We start from the raw sequence: 17,975 nt of genomic DNA on the forward strand, positions 1-17,975 counted from the left end.
GACAACGCTCGCCTTCTCTCCGGTCTCCGTCACCGTGCGTGGATGGGGTGCTGGTCGTTGTGCCGACCACGGCTGCCGGGCGTAGCGGCGGGTGGATCGGGTAAGAGCGGACCCGTGAGATCGAGAACGCCGGATCCGGCGTGGCAACTGCGGGCCGCCGCCCTGGTGCGGGCAGGCTGGGGGTGCGCGCTCCTCGCCGTACCCCAGCGGGTTCTGCGAATCGGCGGCCGTGGAGCACCACCGGCCAGGGCGGTGACGGTCGCGAGGGTTCTCGGGGCGCGGCAGGTCGCGCAGGCGCTGGTGATCGCGGCACGGCCGTCGCCGCGGGTGGCGGGGCTGAGCGTGCTCGTCGACGCCGCGCATGCGAGCACCTGCGTCTGGCTGGCCGTCACGTCCGGCCGGTGGCGCCCGACAGCCACTGTCGACGCGCTCATCGCCGTCGGCCTCGCCGCCGCCGGGTGGCAGGCCCGGAAAGCCCGATGACACAGCTCGGCGGCAGGCGCGAAAGCCCGGTGACGCGCCTGGGCAGCGGAGCGGAACATCAGGTGACGCGCCTGGGCAGCGGGGCGGAGGGTCAGGTGAGGCGGCCGCCGTCGATGCGGGTGCCGACCTGTTTCACCTGGCGGGAGACCGGGCTGACCTCCAGCGTCTCCAGCCCGGGCAGCGCGCCGACCCGGTCGGTGGTGAACTCGAACAGGCCGTCGAGATCGCGGCAGTGCACGACCGCGTGCAGGTTGTGCGGACCTGACACGGCCGCCGCGAACGCCACCTCCGGCATCCCCGCGAGCGCCCGCCCGGCCGTCTTGAGCAACGCCGGATGCACCCGCATCGACAGGTTGGCGCGCGTCCGGTAACCGAGCGCTGCCGGCGCCACCTCCACGTCGAAGTAGAGAATCCCGGCCGCCAGCAGCGACTGCATGCGCCGCGACACCCGGCCCGGGGTGAGTCCGGCCGCGGCCGCGAGGTCGACCAGGCTGGCTCGCCCGTCCACGGCCAGGGCCGCGATCAGCGCATTGTCCGCATCGGTCAACGGCGCCGCCTGGCCCCGGGCGACGGGCCGCTCGGTGAACGGACTCTGCCCGGTGGAGCCCAGCGCCGACTCCTCCGCGGGGGTCAGCACCCCGGCCAGCGCCGCCCAGTAATGCCCGCGCCCGGCCACGAACTGCCGTAACTGCACGGACGCCTGGATGTCGAGCACTGCCGCCGCCCGGGGCAGTCGACGCCCGAGCAGGTCGTCGCGCTGCTCCTGGGTTCGCGACCGCACCGCACACAGAACCTCGGAACCGCTCAGCGCCACCCAGCTCACGTCCGAACGCTGTGCGAGCGCCTCCGCGATCGCTGTCACGCTGCCCGGCCGGCATCGCAGCCGTACCAGCCACTGGCTCTGCCCCAACGCCCCTGGATCGACCACGCCGACGACTCGGATGGCCCCGGTTTTGCACATCCGCCGATACCGCCGCGCGACGGTCAGCTCGGAAAGCCCCAGCACGCTCCCCACGGCCGCGAATCCGACCCGGGGATCAATCTGCAGCGCACGAAGGATTCGTACGTCTTCCGGATCCAGAACGATGGAATCCGCCGATTCAACGTCTTCCATGACGGCGATGCTACCTCGACCGGCATGACGACACCCGGCCCGCTCGATGCTTGGATCATGACTCTCATCGCCATCGAAGAACACTGGATCATGCCCGGGCTGACGTCCGCCCTCGACGGCAGGGACGAAAGCCTCGCCTTCAACGACCTCGGCGACCACCGGCGGCGACTCCAGGATCTGGGCGCCGGCCGGATCGCAGCGATGGATGCCCAGGGCATCGACCTGTCGGTGCTGGCGCTGACCCCACCGGGAACCCAGCCCCTGGACCCCGACTCCGCCGTACGGCTGAGCCGCGCCGCCAACGACCTGGCCGCGTCAGCCGTCGACGCGAACCCGGCCCGGTTCCGTGCGTTGTCGACGCTGCCGATGTCCGCGCCGGAAGCGGTGGCCGCCGAGCTGGAACGTGCCGCCGGTCTCGGGCATGTCGGCACGATGGTCTACGGCCGCAGCGGTGACCGGTTCCTCGACGACCCGGCCTACGACGACTTCTTCGCCACCGCGGCACGGCTCGGACAGCCGGTGTTCCTGCATCCGCAGCTGCCGTCGCCCGCGTTGCGTGACGCGTCGTACCGCGGCTTCGACCCGATCACCGACCTGGCGCTGGCCACGTTCGGCTGGGGCTGGCACCTCGACGCCGCGACGGCCGCGCTGCGCCTCATCGTGCGTGGCACCTTCGACCGGCACCCGGAGCTGCAGATCATTCTCGGTCACTGGGGCGAGATGCTGCTGTTCTGGCTCGACCGCGCCGACAGCCTGTCCCGGGTGGCCGGCCTGCCGCGGCTGGTCTCCGACTACGTCCGCTCGAACTTCCACATCACCACGTCCGGCATGCTGAACCCGGCGCTGCTGCGGCATGCGCTCTCGGTGACCACTCCGGACCGGCTGATCTTCTCGACCGACTACCCGTTCCAGAACCCGAGTCGCGACGACATCACCGCCTTCTTCAGCCACCTTCCCACCGAAAAGCAAAAGGCCGATTTCGCGTACGGCAATGCATGTGCCCTTCTCGGTATCGATCTTCAACCGGACGGGCTCACGGCAGCATGACCACTTTGCCGGCGGCCTGATCGGTTTCCATGTGGTGATGGGCCGCGGCGATGTCGTCCAGCGCGAAAGCACTGTCGACGATCGGCTTCACCAGGCCGGCCTCAACGGTGTCGACGACGCGCTGCAGAACGTCGGCGCGGCCCCTCATCGTGTCGCTGTGGAAGGCGGTGAGCCGCGTGCCGGACGGGATCATCGCGATCGGCTCGAAGTCCGTCAGCGCCCAGCCGCTCAGCGAACCGCTCACGCACACCGTGCCGCCGGGGCGGACCAGCCGCAACGAGTCGGGAATCGTGCGGGCTCCGACCAGGTCGAGCACGTGATCCGGCCCGTCCGGCCAGACCGTGTGCACTTCGGCATCCAGCAGTACGCGGGCGACTCCGGCCGCTTTCAGCACCTCGGATTTGCGCGCCTGCCGGCTCGTGGCCGCTACCTCCACGCCGTGTGCGGACGCGAGGGAAGCAGCCGCCAGGCCGACCGGCGGTGTTCCTGGTCTCCGGGCTCGTGCGGGAGGTGCTGCTCGCGCTCACCGCTCCCGCCGGCGAAACCGGGCACCACCCGGCCGCCGCTGAGCACCAGCGTGACCGGGCCGCCACTGCGCGGCTGCGCCGGGTGCTGGTCGACGAGTTGCGGGAGGCCCGCGAACAGCCGCTGCGGCTGCCGGAGCCGCGCGACGACCGGTTGCGGGCGGTCGCGCGACTGCTCCGCGCCGACCCCGCGAACAGCACCACCCTGGCGGCCATCGGACGAGAGATCGGGGCCAGTGGCCGTACGCTCAGCAGGCTTGTCCACGACGAGCTCGGCATGACGCTCCACGAATGGCGGACCCAGCTGCGGGTCTTTCACGCCCTTCTCCTGCTGGCCGACGGGCACGACGTGATCCGGGTCGCCGGTGCCTGCGGGTGGGCGAATCCGAGCGGCTTCATCGCGGCCTTCACCGGCATCGTCGGCACGACCCCGGGCCGTTACCGATCCACACGCCGCTGAACGCGGCGGCGTGACGTCCCGCGCCACGGCTCCGGAGGCCTCAGATCGCGCGGACCTCGGCGAGGCGCCTGACCGAGTGGTCGTCGTCCCAGCAGACGGCGGCCTCCCAGGCGGCTGACGCCTGGGCGGCGATGTCGTACGCACTGTCGTCGAGACCGGCGGCGTTGCCGGGCAGCACCAAGTCGAGGTCGGGGACGTCGACGTGCGACTCGTCCCAGTCGATCAACGCGACCCGGCTCGCGGTCACCCGAAGGTTGCGGGGATTGGGGTCACCGTGGACGACGCACGTCGGACGCCCGGCCAGCCGCGCCCACGCCGCCCGGCACCGGGCCACGCCCTCCGGCGGCATCGCGCCGAGGTCGATCCTCGTGCCGGTCCGCGCGTGCAAAAGGTCGGCCGACGATCGCCAGCCCGGCCGCTGCGGCCAGCCTCGCGTCAGCCGGTGCAGCTCACGAAGGATGCGGGCCACCCGACGCCAGTCGGCCGGCGTCTCCGGCGGCCCGCCCTCCACGTAGGTCATCACCACCAGACCGCCGGCGAACAACCGGCCGTCCGCGGTCGGGATCGGCACCGGGACGGTCAGGCCCTGGCGGTCGAGGTGGTGCAGGAGACCGGTCTCCCACGCGAGGTCGGCGTCGCTTCTCGTGCCGAGACGACCGACCGCGAGGCGCCCGCCGACCCGCACGCTCCACACGTCGTTGGCGACCCCACCGGAGAGCGATTCGATCCGGGTGACGTCGTCACCCCACTGCCCGAGCGCCTCCCACCCCACCGCCACACCCTACGAGGTGAACCCGGGTCAGCTCGTCCTTCAACCTTCGCCGTCTGCCCGGCGTCGCCGCCGAGCAGCTCACCACGTCCCCGGGGCAACTACGGTGAGTGCCGACGAACCAGTCCTGGCAGGCGGCGTCGATCGTCGGCCGCGCCTTCTCTGCGGCAGATGAGTACGCCGCGTCGGCGTGAGGTCCCGGCTGGTTCTCTTGGGCGTTATCCGACCCGGATAACGCCCAAGAGAACCAGCCGAGGGCTCGACGCTCGCTGCTGGCCGGACCACCCGCCTGCCCCGCGCGCCCGGCTGGCATTCACGGCTCTCGCACGCCGTTTCAGGACGCTGAATGCCCGGCCGGAACGCGACGCGCTCTCATCGGCACGAGCGTGCGCCGTGCCGACCCGATTGCGTGACTCGGCGTGACGGCGTCCACCTACGGGCGCGCACGCTCGGCGGCAGAAGAGGGCACTGGATCAGGCTCAGGTTCGCGTCGCACGCTGCGTTCATGAGCAGTGAAACCTTGGTGACTATGGCGAGCAGTGACTCGGACCCTGGACGAGATCGAAAGGCGGCAGGGTCAGTTCTTGATCTCGGTGCCGACCATTACTGGACGATCGGCCCGTGGGTTGCGTTGCGTTTCGAGGCCGGAGCGCCACAGCCCACCATCGGACAGCTTTTCGACGATGTCCCGTCCATGCAGGACATACTCGCCGATAGCGCGGCTTCGTCCGATTACCGACAAGGACATCGACGGGACGGCGTTCAAACACGCGAAGGCGGGCCCGGTGGAACCGGGCCCGCCTCGTTGCCTCACCTATTCGTGATCAGCGGCGCAGGGTCAGCAGTCCCGGCCGGTACGGCAGGATGCCGTAGTCACCGCTCGAGTTCGGGGCGCGGCCCTGGTACAGCAGCTGCAGGTTGCACGGGTCGATCGTGTTCGTCTGGTCCGCGCTGGTACGCAGCAGCTCACCGTGGCTGATGTCGTTGGTCCAGGTGGCACCGCTGTTGGCCTTGCCCGCGAACGGGTTGTTGTAGTCCACCGCGTTCGGCGTCCAGGTACCGCCCAGGCTGGTCGCCGTGAACGAGCGGAAGTAGCGCTCCCAGGAGGCGGTCCGGGCCTCGATGATCATCAGGTACTGGTTGCGGCCCTGCACCTTGTACACCTGCGGCGCCTCGAAGATTTTCTCCGAAGTGTCGCTCATGATCGTCGTGAAGTTCGAGCCGAAGCTGCCGGGGAAGTTGCCGATCGACATGATCTGGCGGTAGATCTTGCCGTTGTCGCCGGCGAAGAACAGGTACATGTTCTGGCTATCGCCGATGATGGTGTGGTCGATCGCGCCGGTGCCGGGGTCGGTGACCTTGGCGGTCGACAGGGTCTGCGGGGCGGACCAGCCGTTGGCGTTGGCCGGGTTGGTGGAGGTCCGGTAGGAGAACGCGGGGCCGCCCCACTGGTGGGCGAGGATCCAGATGTTCTTCGGCGCGAAGTAGAACAGCGACGGCGCGACGGCGCCCTGGTTCATGGTGTTCTGGCTGGCCGTGCCGAGCTGGTTCAGGTTGTCGACGAGACCGAAGTTCATCGAACCCCAGCCACCGGTGACGCTGCTGCTGTGCGTGGTGGCGTACACCAGTTGCTTGCCTTGGTAGGGGGCGATGGTGAAGTCCTTGAGCGACGCCCAGCCGGACTTCGGCTGCGCCAGCGGGCCGGTCGACGACCAGCGGTAGGACGTCGGCAGCGCGCAGGAGGCCGGCGGGTCCGACGGCGGCTGCGAGGACGGAACAACCGGCGGCTCCGACGATGGGGTGACCGGCGGGCTGCTGGTAGTCGGCTGCCCGGTGCACGCCACGCCGTTGAGGGCGAAGTCGGTCGGGACCGGGTTGCTGCCGGTCGACGAGCCGTTGAAGCCGAACGACACCTCGCCGTTCGTGCCGATCGAGCCGTTGTAGCTGACGTTCTTGGCCGTGACGGCGGAACCGCTCTGAGTCAGCGCGGTGTTCCACGACTCGGTCACCGTCTGCCCTGCACCGTACGTCCAGGTCAGAGACCAGCTGCTCAGCGCGTCGCCGAGGTTCTTGATCGACACGCTGGCGCCGAACCCGCCCTGCCACTGCGAGGACACGGCGTAGTTGACCGAACAGCCCGCCACGGCGGCACTGGCCGGCAGCGCCACCGCCAGCGTCGCCGATCCCAGCAGCACGGCGCCGGCCGAGACCACGGCGACATTCGTTCGTCTGGATCTGTTCACAGATTCTCTCCTGAGTGGGGGCGGCGGCTTTCGAGGTCGGCGAACCATCATTGTTAGCGCTAACAACCGTTGCCAACATGTTACGAGAGCGCCGCCGAACCCTCAATAAGAATCGCCCGCGACTAACGCGCATCGATTGATGTAACACTTTTCGGTCGCTGATTGAGCCATCGTGCAATGCGACGGGCGGACCTGAAACTGTCACGACGTGACTACTGTTCGATATGATCCGCGAGGCACCCGCCGTCAATCGAACATCGACGGCTGTCGTCCTCGTGAGCGCCGTTCCAGACTCTACGACGTCAGCGGGTTCCGCCACGCGACGTGCCGCTCACTCGGATCTCGTGCACCCGGGTTGGCCGTCCGGCGCCGCGAGGCCACAGCGCTGACGCGCGAGGTCTCATCCACCACTCCTCCCCGCTAATCTCGGCCGGCTCGGGCGGGTTGGCGTTGGCGTTGCCGAGGTAGCGCTCCGCCAGCCGGGCCGGCAGCGTCTTCGCAGGGTTATCGACCAGTTCCGCGGACCCGCGGATGTCGACGGAGTGGTAGGGGTTGGCGGGCCGGCGGGGCCCGGCCCGAGCGCGCCCAGCGGCAGATCAGTGCATCGGCAGGTGCTCACGGTCGTCCGCCCGATCACGGCCGTGCGGACCGGCTCAAGCGGCGGCGAAGCCGGTGCGCCAGGTGGGGTGTTCCGGGTGCCAGTCCAGCTTCGTGCGGGCCAGGGTGTTGTCGGCGCCGCGTTCCCACGGGGCCCGGCCGGGGGCGACCGGCGGGGTGGGTGCGCCGGCCGTCCGGGCGAAGACCGGCGCCCAGGTCCGGGCCGGGGCCGGCTCGTCGTCCACGATGTTGTAGGCGCCGGCCGGCCAGCCGAGAGCCGCGACCGCGGCCCGGGCGGCGTCCTCGACGTGCAGGAACGACGTGACCGCGTCGGTCGCCGTGAAGCCGCCCGACCGGAACAGCTCGCCGATCCGGTCGCCCGGGCGGTACCACGTGCCGGGGCCGTACAGGGCGCCGTAGCGCAGGATGACGTGCTCGTCGATCTCGGCGGCCTGCGTCTCGAGGGCGTGCACCCCGCCCACGGTCTGCGCGCGGGGCCCGGACGCGGCCAGGTCGAGCGGCGTCTCCTCGGCCGCGGGGACGTCGCCCGGCTGGTAGGCCCAGGCGATGGACTGGACGATCAGCCGTCGTACCCCAGCAGATGTCGTGGCGTCGACCAGGTGACGCGTGCCCTCGCGCCGGATCCGCGCGTTGTCGGCGAGGTTGTGGTCGCCGAGGGCGGTGAGCTGGTGGATGACGACGTCGGGCTCCGCTTCGCGCAGGGCAGTGGTCAGGGCGGGCCGGTCGTAGACGTCGACCTGGATGCCGGTCGCGCCCTGGGCGGTCAGCGCCCGCACGCCGGCCGAGCTGCGGGTCGTGCCCGTCACCTGGTGGCCGTCGCTGAGCAGCAGGGGCACGAGCAGGCGTCCGACCGCGCCGGTCGCCCCGGCAACAAAGATCCGCATGGGCTCACGCTAATCGGCGATCGGCTCGCTGGATGGGCCATTCTGCGGCCGATCGGATGGGCCAATCCGGATTCAGTACGCCGATCCGGCGCGGACCCCGGCCGCCACGGTCAGGGTGCCGGCCGCCGTGTCGATCGTCGCGCGGGTACCGAGCGGAACGGTCAGCTGACCGTTGCCGTGACCGACGCGCAGACCGCCCAGGACCGGCACACCCAGGCTCCCGAGACGATCCTGCACGGCCTGCACCGCCGTCCACTGGCCACTCGTCACCGGCGCGTTGGTGAACTGGCCGATGGCCACGCCGGCGATCCCGCGCAACGCGCCGCTGCGGATCAGGTGGGTGAGCATGCGGTCGTAGCTGTACGGCGACTCGTCGGTGTCCTCGAAGAGCAGGATCGCGCCACGCAGGGCGGGCAGATCGGCCGTACCCACACTCGTCTGAATCATGGTCAGGTTGCCGCCGAGCAGCGTCCCCGTCGCCACGCCCGGGACGGTGACCGCGGCGCTCGGCTCGGCCGGGTCGCTGGTCAGCACGATCGGATCGGTGGTCATGACGGCCCGGCGCAGCGACTCGATCTCGGCCGGGCCGGTGCGCGCGTCGTTCCAGTTCATCATCGGGCCGTAGAAACTGACCAGTCGCGCGGCCGTCCACAACCGGCCGCTGAGCACGGTCAGGTCGCTGAAGCCGACGACGACGCGCGGGTCCCGGCGGACCGCGGCCAGGTCGAGGCCGTCGATGATCCGCTGCGTGCCGTAGCCACCGCGGGCGGCGAAGACACCGCGCACGCCCGGATCCCGGAAGGCCGCGTTGAGGTCGGCGAGCCGGTCCTCGTCGGTGCCGGCGAGGTACCCGTACCGGTCGTAGAGGTGGGCGCCGGTCTCGACGACCAGGCCGAAGCTCTGCAGGATCTCGATGCCGCGGGCGACCCGGGTGTCGGGCACGCCGGCCGGAGCGACCACCCGCACCCGGTCACCGGCCCGCAGCGCCGGGGGCCGGACGACCTGCTTGCCGCCCGCCTGCGCCGGTGAACCCGACGCGGCGGCGGCGCCCGCGGTTGCCACAGCGATGAGCGTACGGCGAGAGATCGTCACTCGGCCGAGCGTGCCGCGACCGGGCGCCACCGTCAAGCCGATCGATCGGATCAGGCCGGTGATCCACTCGGCCGGGGGCTGTACATCCGCTTGCACTCCTCCACGTCGAGGCAGGTGAAGACGGGTTTCAACACGCCCGGCAGTTTGCTCACCGTGCCCTCGTCACGAATCTTGCGGATCGCGGCAACGTCGGTCTCCTTCACCTTGAAGCTCTCCGGCAGCGCCTCCGGCTCGACCCCGGCCACGAACGTCGGATCCGCCGAGAAGAGCTCGGTCATCCGCCGGTAGGCGTCGTCATGATTCTCGAAGCTGACCTCGGTGACCCCGGGCAGCGCCCGCAGCGCCGCCTCGACATCCTTGCGCTGCGCCTCGGTGGCGTCGTCGCGCAGGAACACGGTGAACTGGGCATTGTCGTCGAGGACCTTCTGCAGCTGCTCCTCCTTCGTGGGCTCGCCGTGGCCGAAGAGGCTGCAACCCGCCAGCCCGGCCACCACGAGCAGTACGGCAACGACGATCTTCAAAGTACGCACGAGCGGCGAGATTACCGTGCCGCGAGTTCCTCAACTCGCACGGGCGGACGACCGACATGTCTGCACGACTTCGGCATCCGACAGCAGGGTGCGGCGGGCCTGCCCGGCGCGGCGGGCCTGCCCGGCGCGGCGGGCGCCGCCGGGGCGACCGGAGAGGCCGGGCAGAAGGGGGCCACCGGCGAGCAGGGGCCCCGGGGACTCGGCTGGGACAACGGCCTGTGGCGCGACTTCGCGAGCAGCTCGGCCGCTGCCGACAGTCCGCTCTGGGCCGCTCCCGGCCTGCGCTCCAGTGTGGTGGCGCTGGGCCACGCCTACTGCGACAGGCTGAACAGCGGCAGCTCCCCGGACGAGATCATCAACTACGACGGTGAGGTGCCGGTCCCGATCCTGGAGGCGATCCGCGACGCCGCCATCACCAACGTCTGCCCCGCCTACGGCACCGGCACCTGACCCGCTTCGCCCGCGCCGTCGTCCGGCCGGCGCGGGCTCGAGCGGAATCAGTGCGGGTCGCGGGCTGATCGGTCGTACGCCGAATCGTCTTCCGAGGGTTTGATCTGGACCGCGGCCAGCAGGTGACGCACCGCTTCGGGGTCGCCCGTGGTGACGCTGCCGGGAACCGCGGGACCATGACCGAAAGCGGACAGCAGCGCGTCGGTCGTGGTGATCACGGTGACGTCCGGTGAGTCGAGTGGCTCTCTGATGATCTCGGCGCCGTCCGCGGTGAGGCGCACCCCGAAGGTTCCGGCCGGACCGTGGTCGCGCAACTCGATCCGCAGGGTCGCCGCGGGCCGTCCCGGTGCAGGGCGCGCGTAGGTCCGGATGGTCAGCATGGCGCTGTCAGCACTGACGAATCGCTGCTCGGGCGTTGCCGGAGCGGCCAGCGCCCAGGTGCCGAGCGCGAGCACGATCGGCTCCAGCTCGCGGCCCCAGGTGGTCAGCTCGTACACCCGGACACCGGCCGGCATCGGCAGCGCCCGGCGCACGATGACGCCCGCGCCGGTCAGCTCGCGCAGCCGGTCGGAGAGCGCGTTCGGGCTGGCGGACGGGAGCGCCTGCTGGAGATCGGTGAACCTTTTCGGACCGAGCAGCAGCTCGCGCACGACGAGCAGCGACCAGCGCTCCCCCACGATATCCAGGCCACGCGCGATGCCGCAGCCCTGCCGATAGCCCCGCTGTGCCGGCATGACACCTCCTCTTGCGGCAGCATACCAGTCACTATTAGCGTCATAGCATGATGCTTCCTCCGATCACCGACCGGCAGAGCTGGCAGCAGCGCATCGACGAGCTGCGACACCGCGAGAAGGCGCACACCAGGGAGGGCGACGCCATCGCGGCAGCCCGGCGGCGCCTGCCGATGGTCGAGGTCGACCCGGCGACCACGCTGACCGGCGCGAGCGGGCCGACTCCGCTGATCGACGTCTTCGAGGGCCGCAGTCAGCTCTTCGCGTCGTTCCACATGTGGCACACCGGCAGGCCGGCCGCCGAGCAGTGCGAGGGCTGCACGTTCTTCACCGGTCAGGTGCTGGAGCTGTCCTACCTGCACTCACGCGACGTCACGTTCGCGGTCTTCTGCCAGGGTCCCTACGAGGAGTCGTCGCGTTACCGGGACTTCATGGGGTGGCAGGCGCCCTGGTACTCGGTGCCCGCGGAGTCGCTCGGCGCGCTCGTGGCCGGGCGCGCGTTCGGGATGAAGGCGTGTTACCTGCGGGACGGCTCGCGGGTCTTCGAGACCTACTGGACGAGCGGCCGCGGCGTGGAGGCCATGGCGCCGTCCTACGGCGTGCTCGACATGACCGTCCACGGCAGGCAGGAGCAGTGGGAGGACGCGCCGGCCGGGTGGCCGCAACGGTTCCGCACCGACGGCGACCAGTTCCGCCTCGACGGCCGCCCGGCCGCCCAGTGGGCTCGCCTCGCCGCCGGCCGCGACGACGACCTCGGCACCACCGCCCTCACCGGCGACACCCACTGCTGCCACTGAGACCGCGAGCGCGGCCGCCCTCTGTCACCAGGGCACGGCCACGACCCGTACGTGCTTGTCGTCGGGCTGGTAATGGGAGATGAACAGCGAGGTCGACGTGCTCAGCTCCGGGTGGCCGATGAAGGCGTAACACCAGCTCGTGGTGGTGCTGGCGCAGCCGGGGAGAACGTTCTCGGCGCCGGCCGTCCACGGGCCGGTCGGCGCGGCGGCGGTCCAGACGCGGTAGTGCCCGGCGATCGTGGTCTGCTCGATCGCGACGTAGCCCCGGCCCGGGAAGACGTGCACGTCGATGCCGAACGGGCGCGCGCCCGGCAGCGCGGAGGCCGCGGTCGCCGGGTCGGCCGACCAGGTGGTGCCCGTCCAGTACCGATAGCTGGCGGCGTTGGACCATCCGGCACTCGCCGACCACGGGGTGCGCGCGAGCGCGACGGTTCCGGCGCCGCACGCGCCGAACGCCGACGAGGTGCACAGCGAGGTGAACAGGTAGAGGTAGCCGTCGGCGGCGAACGTCGGCGAGCCGAGCCGGCGCTGCCAGGCGAGCTCGCCGGTGGCGGGGCGCGGGAAGACCGTGGCCGGGCCGACGAGCTGGTTCGTCGCCGGGTCGTAGAACGTGACGCCGTAACTCTGCGTGGTCCACGCGTTGTTGTAGACACACACGTTGCTGTAGGTCAGGAACAGCAGCGACGAGCCGTTGCGGCCACTGATGGTCCGGTTCGGCCCGCGGGTAAGACCGGAGATCCAGGAGGCCGCGTACGACGAGGTGCCGCTCGCGCCGCAGGCGGTGGAGGTGCCGGGCAGCACGAGCCCGGCCGGAGTGGGCAGGAACGGCGCGGGTGCCCGGGTGCTCGGCACGGCCGGCGCGGCGGGCGGCGTCGGCAGCTCGCTCAGGGTGCTCGGCACCTGGCCCGCGGTGTAGGAGCCGACCGCAGCGGTGGAGCCGCCGATGAAGCCGATCACAGCGCCGGCCGGATTGTTGATCGCGGTGTCGCAGAACGTCCACAGCGCCTGACCGCTCGCCGACGGGAGCGCGGCGCTGTAACCGCAGTCGCGGCTGGCGGTGTTACCGCTGGCCGTCTCGTACCGGGAGATGACGCGCGCCGGCGGCGGCACGTCGGCCAACGCCGCCGCCGGCACGGTGAGGGCCGCCCCGGTGACGGCCAGGGTGACCAGAAGTCTGCTGATCCGCATGGTGCCTCCAAGCCAATCGATCCAACTTCATCGATGCTCAGAATTGCACGGCTCGGAGTCATAGGGAATTCAGCCGGGCAATCGCCTCCCCGGGAAGCTCGAGGTCGGCGGCGGCGACGTTCTCCCGCAGGTGAGCCACGGAGGACGTGCCCGGGATGAGCAGGATGTTCGGCGACCGCCGCAACAGCCAGGCAAGCGCCACCTGCTGCACCGACGCGCCGACCGAGCCGGCGACCTCGTCGAGCCCCTCGGACTGCACCGGCGTGAAACCACCGAGCGGGAAGAACGGCACATAGCCGATCCCCTCCGCGGCGAGCTCGTCGATCAGCGCGTCGTCGTCGCGCAGCACCACGTTGTACATGTTCTGCACGAAGACGACCGGTGCGATCTTCCGCGCCTCGGCGACCTGCTCGGCATTGACGTTCGACAGCCCCAGATGACGTACCAGCCCTTCGCGCCGCAGCTCAGCGAGCTCCCCGAACGCGTCGGCGATCGAACCCGGCCCCTCGGCGCGGAGGTTGGCGCCGTCGAGCGCGTCGAGGCCGAGGCGCTTCAGGTTGTCCTGCACCTGCTCTCGCAGGTTGTGCGATGACGGGACCCAGCTGCCGTCCGGCCCGCGGCGGAAGCCGAGCTTGGTGACGATACGAAGATCCGGCGCGTACGGATGCAGCGCCTCCCGGATGATCTCATTCGTCACGAACGGCCCGTAGTAGTCGCTGGTATCGATGTGAGTGATGCCCAGATCGACGGCTGCGCGCAGGACCCGGACGGCTTCCGCACGGTCCCGCGGTGGACCGAAGGCGTTCGGGCCGGCGAGCTGCATCGCGCCATAGCCCATCCGGGTCAGGACCAGGTCGTCGGCGAGGGTGATCGTGGTGTTCATGCCGCCGAGTCTGCCCGCGTACGAGCCGGTCGGGCAGAGAGCGTTCATCCTGGTACAGCCGGTACCAGGCAGGGACGGCGCCGGTGCAGGATGATGACGGGCATGGATCAGCTCGGCGTCGCCCTGCGCGCCTGGCGGGACCGGCTCGACCCGGCCACCGCCGGCCTCGCGCACCACTCCCCACGCCGCGTGCCCGGCCTGCGTCGCGAGGAACTGGCCGTGCTGGCCGGCATCTCCGCGGAGTATGTCGTGCGCCTCGAACAGGGCCGCGCTCCGATCCCCTCCGCGCAGGTCTGCTCGGCGCTGGCCCGCGCGCTGCGCCTCTCCGACTCCGAGCAGGCCCACCTGATGCGGCTCGCCGGCCACGCCACCGGCTCGGACCGGGTGCCCCGGGTCATCCCGGGCAGCCTCTACCGGATCATGGATCAGCTCGCCGGTCACCCACTCGCGGTCTACGACGCGGCCTGGCGGCTGCTGCACTGGAATCCGCTGTTCGCGGCCACCTTCGGCGACCCCACCGTGCGCGGTGCCGGTGCCCGCAACGCCCTGCTCATGCACTTCGAGGACGGCCTGTCCCGGGTCCGGCAGACCACCGAGGAACGCGCCGCGTTCGAGGAGTCGATGGTCAGCGACCTGCGCGCCGCCACCGGCCGCTACCCGCACGACCCGGAGCTCGCCGCACTGGTCACCCGGTTGAACCGCATCCACCGCTTCCGCGAGCTGTGGCAGCGCGGCGACGTGGCCGAGCACCAGGGTGCGCACAAGATCGTCGAGCATCCGGAGGTCGGGGACATCGCCCTGGACTGCGACGTGCTCACGACGCAGGGCTCCCATCTGCACCTGATCGTCTACACCCCGCGGGCGGGCACCGACGCCCGCGGCAAACTCGACCTGCTCGCCACCATCGGCACCCAGCAGATGTCCGCCCCGCGATGAGCCCCGGCCCGACGATGGCCCGCATCAACTGGGCCCCGGATGACACCTTTGGTCCCAGCGGGCACTCCGGCACACCCTCGTCACCGGTGGGCCGGAGAACGCCGACCGCGGCCTCCGCGCCCCCTAACCTGAGCACATGTCGTACGTCGCCACCCGTGACGGGCGCCGGGATCGCAGCGCCGCGCACCGGGCCCCAGCCGTTCCTGACAGGATCGACGATCTGCACGGCAGCAGTATCGGCGTGCTCGAAGTCCCCCACCACATGGCCTGCGGGCACGCCAGCCGCCGCCGGTACGACCTGGAGGATCCCGCGCAACTGCGGCACGCCTACGAACAGGTCCTGTGCGAGGCGGCCGGCTGCGGCGAGGTCGAGGACCTGATCAACCCGGCGATGCTCCGCCGGGTGTGGCGGGACCTGCACCTGCCGTCCCGGGTCCGTGATGCGTGGGAGACCCGGCACCCCGGCCTGCGCCGCACGGTCAACCGCACCTCGGACACCGAGACCAGCCGCGACCCGAGCTCCCGCCTGAGCGCCGGCCGCGGTTTCGCCCGTCGGCGCCGCACCGCCCCGGTCACCCGGACCACCAGCGTGCGCGCGAGCGCCGCCTGACAGGGCCGACTCGTCGGGGTGCTCCTCCCGATCCCGCGTTCCCAGAAGTCGCCGCGATAGCGTTCGAGGATGCTGTCCGGAGTCCTCGTCACGTCCGACCTGGTCGCGAGTTCGGATTTCCGCGCCCGGGTGGGCGCTGAGACACCGCTGGCGCTGGAGGTCTACTGCCGCCACCGGGTACAGGTCGGGGATCACGAGCCGGCGGGCGCCGACAGGGGCCCGGACGGCGAGTTCGTCCTCACCGGCGTCGCCGTTGCGGTCGATCCATCGTGCCCGCTCGGCGGCTGGGTCCTCGAGGTCGACGGCATTCCGTTCTACGTCGTCGAATCCTCCGCGGGACGCGGGGCGGGCGTCGTCCCTGGCGTCAACGACCGGCTTCCCGGCTCCGACCCGGAAAAGCCGGTCCCGGAGCAGGGCGCACGGGTGCGCGTTCGAGGCAGCGTCAGTGTCGCCGACGGCTACGTGGCGCACGATATCGGACAGGCGCTGGGCCGCGACATCGAACGACTCTGGCGGGTACGGCGCATCGCGCGGCTCCCCCGGCACGGACGCGGCGAGCCGCAGCAGGTGCCGGAGATCAGCTATCCCGGCGGGCACCACGACTATCTGCTGGACCTCGCCGCCCCGCCCGATGCCGCTCAGCTCGGCCGTTTTTGAGCGCGTCAGACGGATCGGGCAAGGAGCTACGAGTGCGAGGAGCCGCGCTGGTCACCTTCGTGACCGCAGTCGACGCTCGAGCGGTCAGGGCGTGGGCCCGCCGAAGGCGGGATCGTAGGGTGCACGGTCGGAGAGGCAGACGCTGCCCGGTGCCGGGGTGGTGAGCTCGACCAGGTAGTGACGCGTCGCGGCGGTGACACACGAGCTGGGGTCGGAGTTGGTCAGATGCCCATAGCCGTCGTGCACCAGCAGGACGGCGTTGCCGAGCAGGCGTTCGACGCGACGCGCGCCGACCAGCGGCGAGTTCGGGTCGTACTTGGTGTTGACCAGCAGGATCGGGTTGCTGGTCGCCGCGTTCCAGGGTCCGGTGTACCGGTGGGTGTCGCCGGCCGGCCAGGAGGCGCAGGCCGCTCCCATGCCCCAGCCCAGCGGTGCGCCGCCGATCCGGCTGATCTGGGTGAACCGGTGAATGACCTGCGGCCATCGGGCGGCGCGAACCTTGGCCGGGCTGTCGGCGCAGGTGATTGCCTGCCCGGGCTCCACCAGGCGGTGGAACTGCTCGCTGGCGGGGAAGGAGGCGGCGTCCTTGACAGCCGAGCCATCGCCGGCGATGGCGGTTTCCAGGGCGGCGGCGGCTTCCGGCCACAGGATGGGGTGGCCGAGGATGGCGAACTTCAGTGGTGCGAGCGCCTCCTGGTAGGACAGCGTTCCCGGTGGGGTGGCGTGCGGCGCGGGCAGCGGGGTGTGCCGGAGTCGCCGCAGCATCGCGTCGACGCGGGGAGCGACGGGTCCGTGACCGGCCAGGGCGCACCGATCCGGTCCGGCGGCCTGGCAGGTGGCGAGGAACTGCTCGAACGCCTTGTCGGTGCTGACGAGCGCGGCGGCGAGGGCGGTCTCGGTTCCGCCGGTGACGGCGACGGGGTCGGCGATGCCGTCGAGCGCCATGGCTCGTACCCGCCGGGGATACATGTTCGCGTAGACCTGGCCGATGAAGGTGCCGTACGACTCACCCAGGTACGACAGCTGTTCGTCGCCGACGAGATGGCGCAGGTGGTCGAGGTCGCGGGCGGTGTCCGCGGTGGAGATGTGCGTGAGGAGCTCACCGTTGGCGGCGCCGCAGCGGCGCGCGAACTCGGCGGTCGTCGCCAGGTAGGCCCGCTGTTCGGCGGCGGTCGTCGGGATCGGCTTGCCGGCCCAGAAGGCTTGTCGCTGTGCCGGGTCGCCGAAGCAGTCGACCCGGGCGGTGCCGCCGGCGCCGCGGACGTCCCAGCCGACGATGTCGAAGCGTCCGTCGGTGGCCGCGTCCAGCGCGTCACCGCGGGTGGTTGCCATCTCGACGCCCGAGTCACCCGGTCCGCCCGGGTTGACGAACAGGGAACCGATCCGCTGCTGCGGACGGCTCGCCAGGTGCCGCACCACCGGCAGGGTGATCGTCTGTCCGTGCGGGCGGCTCCAGTCCAGCGGCACCGTGACCTCGGCGCACTCCAGACGTGGACCGCAGCCGGTCCAGGTCGGGCCGCGCTCCGAGCCCGCCGCCGCGGGCGCGGACCAGCCGGTCATCGTCACCATCGTGATAACGGCCAGTCCGGCCGCTCCCCACTGTCGGATCGTCTTCATCGCCTCTGCTCCCGTATGTCAGCGCCGTCCGCGCCGGGCTCATTCGCCGGCCCGGGCTGCACATCGGGACGCGGTTCCGGCGTTCAGTACTCCCCTGCGGCGTACGGTTCCTGCCGGGCGGCAAACCGAGTCGCGACACTGATCGGGTTGGCATGGCGAAACCAGTTGTCGCCGGTGACGGCCCGCCCGTCGCCACGGGGAAGCCGCAGGCAGACCCTACGCGCCGCCAGGCATCGACACACTCCATTGTCCGGTGATCCGACAGTGGCATGACCCGCCGGGCGACCTCACCGCCGCCTCACCGGCGAGCCGACGGTGCAACCCGGGTGAAAGGCGCTTTTC

General features: G+C 71.0%; 19 protein-coding genes. 8 read left to right on the top strand and 11 right to left on the bottom strand.

Features of this window, described 5'->3' with window-relative positions:
* Positions 1-114: 114 nt before the first annotated feature.
* Positions 115-483 (top strand): hypothetical protein, encoded by a 369-nt coding sequence (locus tag Acy02nite_RS28390; protein WP_203746077.1) that lies wholly within the window; start codon positions 115-117, stop codon positions 481-483.
* A 91-nt stretch (positions 484-574) separates the two neighbouring features.
* Here Acy02nite_RS28390 and Acy02nite_RS28395 read toward each other — a convergent pair whose 3' ends face one another.
* Positions 575-1,597 carry an Lrp/AsnC family transcriptional regulator gene (locus Acy02nite_RS28395; protein ID WP_203746079.1) on the bottom strand — a complete coding sequence of 341 codons (1,023 nt, stop codon included), beginning with the start codon at positions 1,595-1,597 and terminating at the stop codon, positions 575-577.
* A 57-nt stretch (positions 1,598-1,654) separates the two neighbouring features.
* Between Acy02nite_RS28395 and Acy02nite_RS28400 the strand changes: the two genes are divergently transcribed.
* Entirely contained in the window at positions 1,655-2,644 is a 990-nt protein-coding gene (locus Acy02nite_RS28400; RefSeq protein WP_203746081.1) for an amidohydrolase family protein, read from the top strand.
* Here the strand turns inward: Acy02nite_RS28400 and Acy02nite_RS28405 are convergent.
* Positions 2,631-3,080, bottom strand: a complete 450-nt coding sequence (locus Acy02nite_RS28405; RefSeq protein WP_239175284.1) for a zinc-binding dehydrogenase — start codon at positions 3,078-3,080, stop codon at positions 2,631-2,633. The genes Acy02nite_RS28400 and Acy02nite_RS28405 overlap by 14 nt on opposite strands.
* Positions 3,081-3,124: 44 nt before the next feature.
* Here Acy02nite_RS28405 and Acy02nite_RS28410 point away from each other — a divergent pair, with 44 nt between their 5' ends.
* Positions 3,125-3,628 carry a helix-turn-helix domain-containing protein gene (locus tag Acy02nite_RS28410; RefSeq protein WP_239175285.1) on the top strand — a complete coding sequence of 168 codons (504 nt, stop codon included), beginning with the start codon at positions 3,125-3,127 and terminating at the stop codon, positions 3,626-3,628.
* A gap of 40 nt (positions 3,629-3,668) precedes the next feature.
* On the opposite strand, the gene Acy02nite_RS28415 is transcribed toward Acy02nite_RS28410, so the two are convergent.
* The 5 genes from Acy02nite_RS28415 to Acy02nite_RS28435 all read right to left on the bottom strand — a co-directional run bounded on the left by Acy02nite_RS28415 (position 3,669) and on the right by Acy02nite_RS28435 (position 9,764).
* A complete protein-coding gene (locus Acy02nite_RS28415) occupies positions 3,669-4,400 on the bottom strand; it encodes a phosphotransferase enzyme family protein (protein WP_203746083.1) in 732 nt (243 codons plus the stop codon).
* Between the two features lie 821 nt (positions 4,401-5,221).
* Positions 5,222-6,640: a non-reducing end alpha-L-arabinofuranosidase family hydrolase gene (locus tag Acy02nite_RS28420; protein ID WP_239175286.1), complete on the bottom strand. Its 1,419-nt coding sequence runs from the start codon at positions 6,638-6,640 to the stop codon at positions 5,222-5,224.
* A gap of 653 nt (positions 6,641-7,293) precedes the next feature.
* Positions 7,294-8,142 (bottom strand): NAD-dependent epimerase/dehydratase family protein, encoded by an 849-nt coding sequence (locus tag Acy02nite_RS28425; protein WP_203746087.1) that lies wholly within the window; start codon positions 8,140-8,142, stop codon positions 7,294-7,296.
* Positions 8,143-8,214: 72 nt separating this feature from the next.
* Positions 8,215-9,204, bottom strand: coding sequence for a S66 peptidase family protein (locus Acy02nite_RS28430; RefSeq protein ID WP_239175287.1), 990 nt, complete (start codon positions 9,202-9,204; stop codon positions 8,215-8,217).
* A gap of 80 nt (positions 9,205-9,284) precedes the next feature.
* Positions 9,285-9,764 carry a permease-like cell division protein FtsX gene (locus Acy02nite_RS28435; RefSeq protein WP_203746091.1) on the bottom strand — a complete coding sequence of 160 codons (480 nt, stop codon included), beginning with the start codon at positions 9,762-9,764 and terminating at the stop codon, positions 9,285-9,287.
* 294 nt (positions 9,765-10,058) lie between these two features.
* On the opposite strand from Acy02nite_RS28435, the gene Acy02nite_RS28440 reads away from it, so the two are divergent.
* Positions 10,059-10,214 carry a hypothetical protein gene (locus Acy02nite_RS28440; RefSeq protein WP_203746093.1) on the top strand — a complete coding sequence of 52 codons (156 nt, stop codon included), beginning with the start codon at positions 10,059-10,061 and terminating at the stop codon, positions 10,212-10,214.
* 47 nt (positions 10,215-10,261) lie between these two features.
* On the opposite strand, the gene Acy02nite_RS28445 is transcribed toward Acy02nite_RS28440, so the two are convergent.
* The gene (locus Acy02nite_RS28445; protein WP_203746095.1) at positions 10,262-10,948 is read right to left on the bottom strand and encodes a winged helix-turn-helix transcriptional regulator; all 687 of its coding nucleotides are present in this window, start codon (positions 10,946-10,948) and stop codon (positions 10,262-10,264) included.
* A gap of 47 nt (positions 10,949-10,995) precedes the next feature.
* On the opposite strand from Acy02nite_RS28445, the gene Acy02nite_RS28450 reads away from it, so the two are divergent.
* On the top strand, positions 10,996-11,742 hold the full coding sequence (locus Acy02nite_RS28450) for a DUF899 family protein (RefSeq protein ID WP_203746096.1): 747 nt from the start codon (positions 10,996-10,998) through the stop codon (positions 11,740-11,742).
* 24 nt (positions 11,743-11,766) lie between these two features.
* On the opposite strand, the gene Acy02nite_RS28455 is transcribed toward Acy02nite_RS28450, so the two are convergent.
* Together Acy02nite_RS28455 and Acy02nite_RS28460 are read right to left on the bottom strand one after the other, a co-directional pair.
* A complete protein-coding gene (locus Acy02nite_RS28455; protein WP_203746098.1) occupies positions 11,767-12,930 on the bottom strand; it encodes a glycoside hydrolase family 183 protein in 1,164 nt (387 codons plus the stop codon).
* A 58-nt stretch (positions 12,931-12,988) separates the two neighbouring features.
* Complete coding sequence (locus Acy02nite_RS28460) at positions 12,989-13,813, bottom strand: oxidoreductase (protein WP_203746100.1); 825 nt, start codon at positions 13,811-13,813, stop codon at positions 12,989-12,991.
* Positions 13,814-13,915: 102 nt separating this feature from the next.
* Between Acy02nite_RS28460 and Acy02nite_RS28465 the strand changes: the two genes are divergently transcribed.
* The 3 genes from Acy02nite_RS28465 to Acy02nite_RS28475 all read left to right on the top strand — a co-directional run bounded on the left by Acy02nite_RS28465 (position 13,916) and on the right by Acy02nite_RS28475 (position 16,016).
* Positions 13,916-14,749 (top strand): helix-turn-helix transcriptional regulator, encoded by an 834-nt coding sequence (locus Acy02nite_RS28465; RefSeq protein ID WP_239175288.1) that lies wholly within the window; start codon positions 13,916-13,918, stop codon positions 14,747-14,749.
* A gap of 136 nt (positions 14,750-14,885) precedes the next feature.
* Positions 14,886-15,359, top strand: a complete 474-nt coding sequence (locus Acy02nite_RS28470; RefSeq protein ID WP_203746104.1) for a hypothetical protein — start codon at positions 14,886-14,888, stop codon at positions 15,357-15,359.
* A 69-nt stretch (positions 15,360-15,428) separates the two neighbouring features.
* On the top strand, positions 15,429-16,016 hold the full coding sequence (locus Acy02nite_RS28475) for a hypothetical protein (RefSeq protein ID WP_203746106.1): 588 nt from the start codon (positions 15,429-15,431) through the stop codon (positions 16,014-16,016).
* A gap of 84 nt (positions 16,017-16,100) precedes the next feature.
* On the opposite strand, the gene Acy02nite_RS28480 is transcribed toward Acy02nite_RS28475, so the two are convergent.
* Positions 16,101-17,633, bottom strand: a complete 1,533-nt coding sequence (locus Acy02nite_RS28480) for an alpha/beta hydrolase (RefSeq protein ID WP_203746116.1) — start codon at positions 17,631-17,633, stop codon at positions 16,101-16,103.
* Between the last annotated feature and the right edge of the window lie 342 nt (positions 17,634-17,975).

It is taken from the genome of Actinoplanes cyaneus (assembly GCF_016862095.1).
Classification (GTDB): domain Bacteria; phylum Actinomycetota; class Actinomycetes; order Mycobacteriales; family Micromonosporaceae; genus Actinoplanes; species Actinoplanes cyaneus.

What these genes read in the sequence shown, in the direction of transcription:
- Acy02nite_RS28395 (WP_203746079.1), bottom strand. Translation starts at nt 1,597, where the DNA reads ATGGAAGACGTTGAATCGGCGGATTCCATCGTTCTGGATCCGGAAGAC.
- Acy02nite_RS28400 (WP_203746081.1), top strand. Translation starts at nt 1,655, where the DNA reads ATGACTCTCATCGCCATCGAAGAACACTGGATCATGCCCGGGCTGACG.
- Acy02nite_RS28425 (WP_203746087.1), bottom strand. Translation starts at nt 8,142, where the DNA reads ATGCGGATCTTTGTTGCCGGGGCGACCGGCGCGGTCGGACGCCTGCTC.
- Acy02nite_RS28445 (WP_203746095.1), bottom strand. Translation starts at nt 10,948, where the DNA reads ATGCCGGCACAGCGGGGCTATCGGCAGGGCTGCGGCATCGCGCGTGGC.
- Acy02nite_RS28450 (WP_203746096.1), top strand. Translation starts at nt 10,996, where the DNA reads ATGATGCTTCCTCCGATCACCGACCGGCAGAGCTGGCAGCAGCGCATC.
- Acy02nite_RS28455 (WP_203746098.1), bottom strand. Translation starts at nt 12,930, where the DNA reads ATGCGGATCAGCAGACTTCTGGTCACCCTGGCCGTCACCGGGGCGGCC.
- Acy02nite_RS28460 (WP_203746100.1), bottom strand. Translation starts at nt 13,813, where the DNA reads ATGAACACCACGATCACCCTCGCCGACGACCTGGTCCTGACCCGGATG.
- Acy02nite_RS28465 (WP_239175288.1), top strand. Translation starts at nt 13,916, where the DNA reads ATGGATCAGCTCGGCGTCGCCCTGCGCGCCTGGCGGGACCGGCTCGAC.
- Acy02nite_RS28470 (WP_203746104.1), top strand. Translation starts at nt 14,886, where the DNA reads ATGTCGTACGTCGCCACCCGTGACGGGCGCCGGGATCGCAGCGCCGCG.
- Acy02nite_RS28475 (WP_203746106.1), top strand. Translation starts at nt 15,429, where the DNA reads ATGCTGTCCGGAGTCCTCGTCACGTCCGACCTGGTCGCGAGTTCGGAT.
- Acy02nite_RS28480 (WP_203746116.1), bottom strand. Translation starts at nt 17,633, where the DNA reads ATGAAGACGATCCGACAGTGGGGAGCGGCCGGACTGGCCGTTATCACG.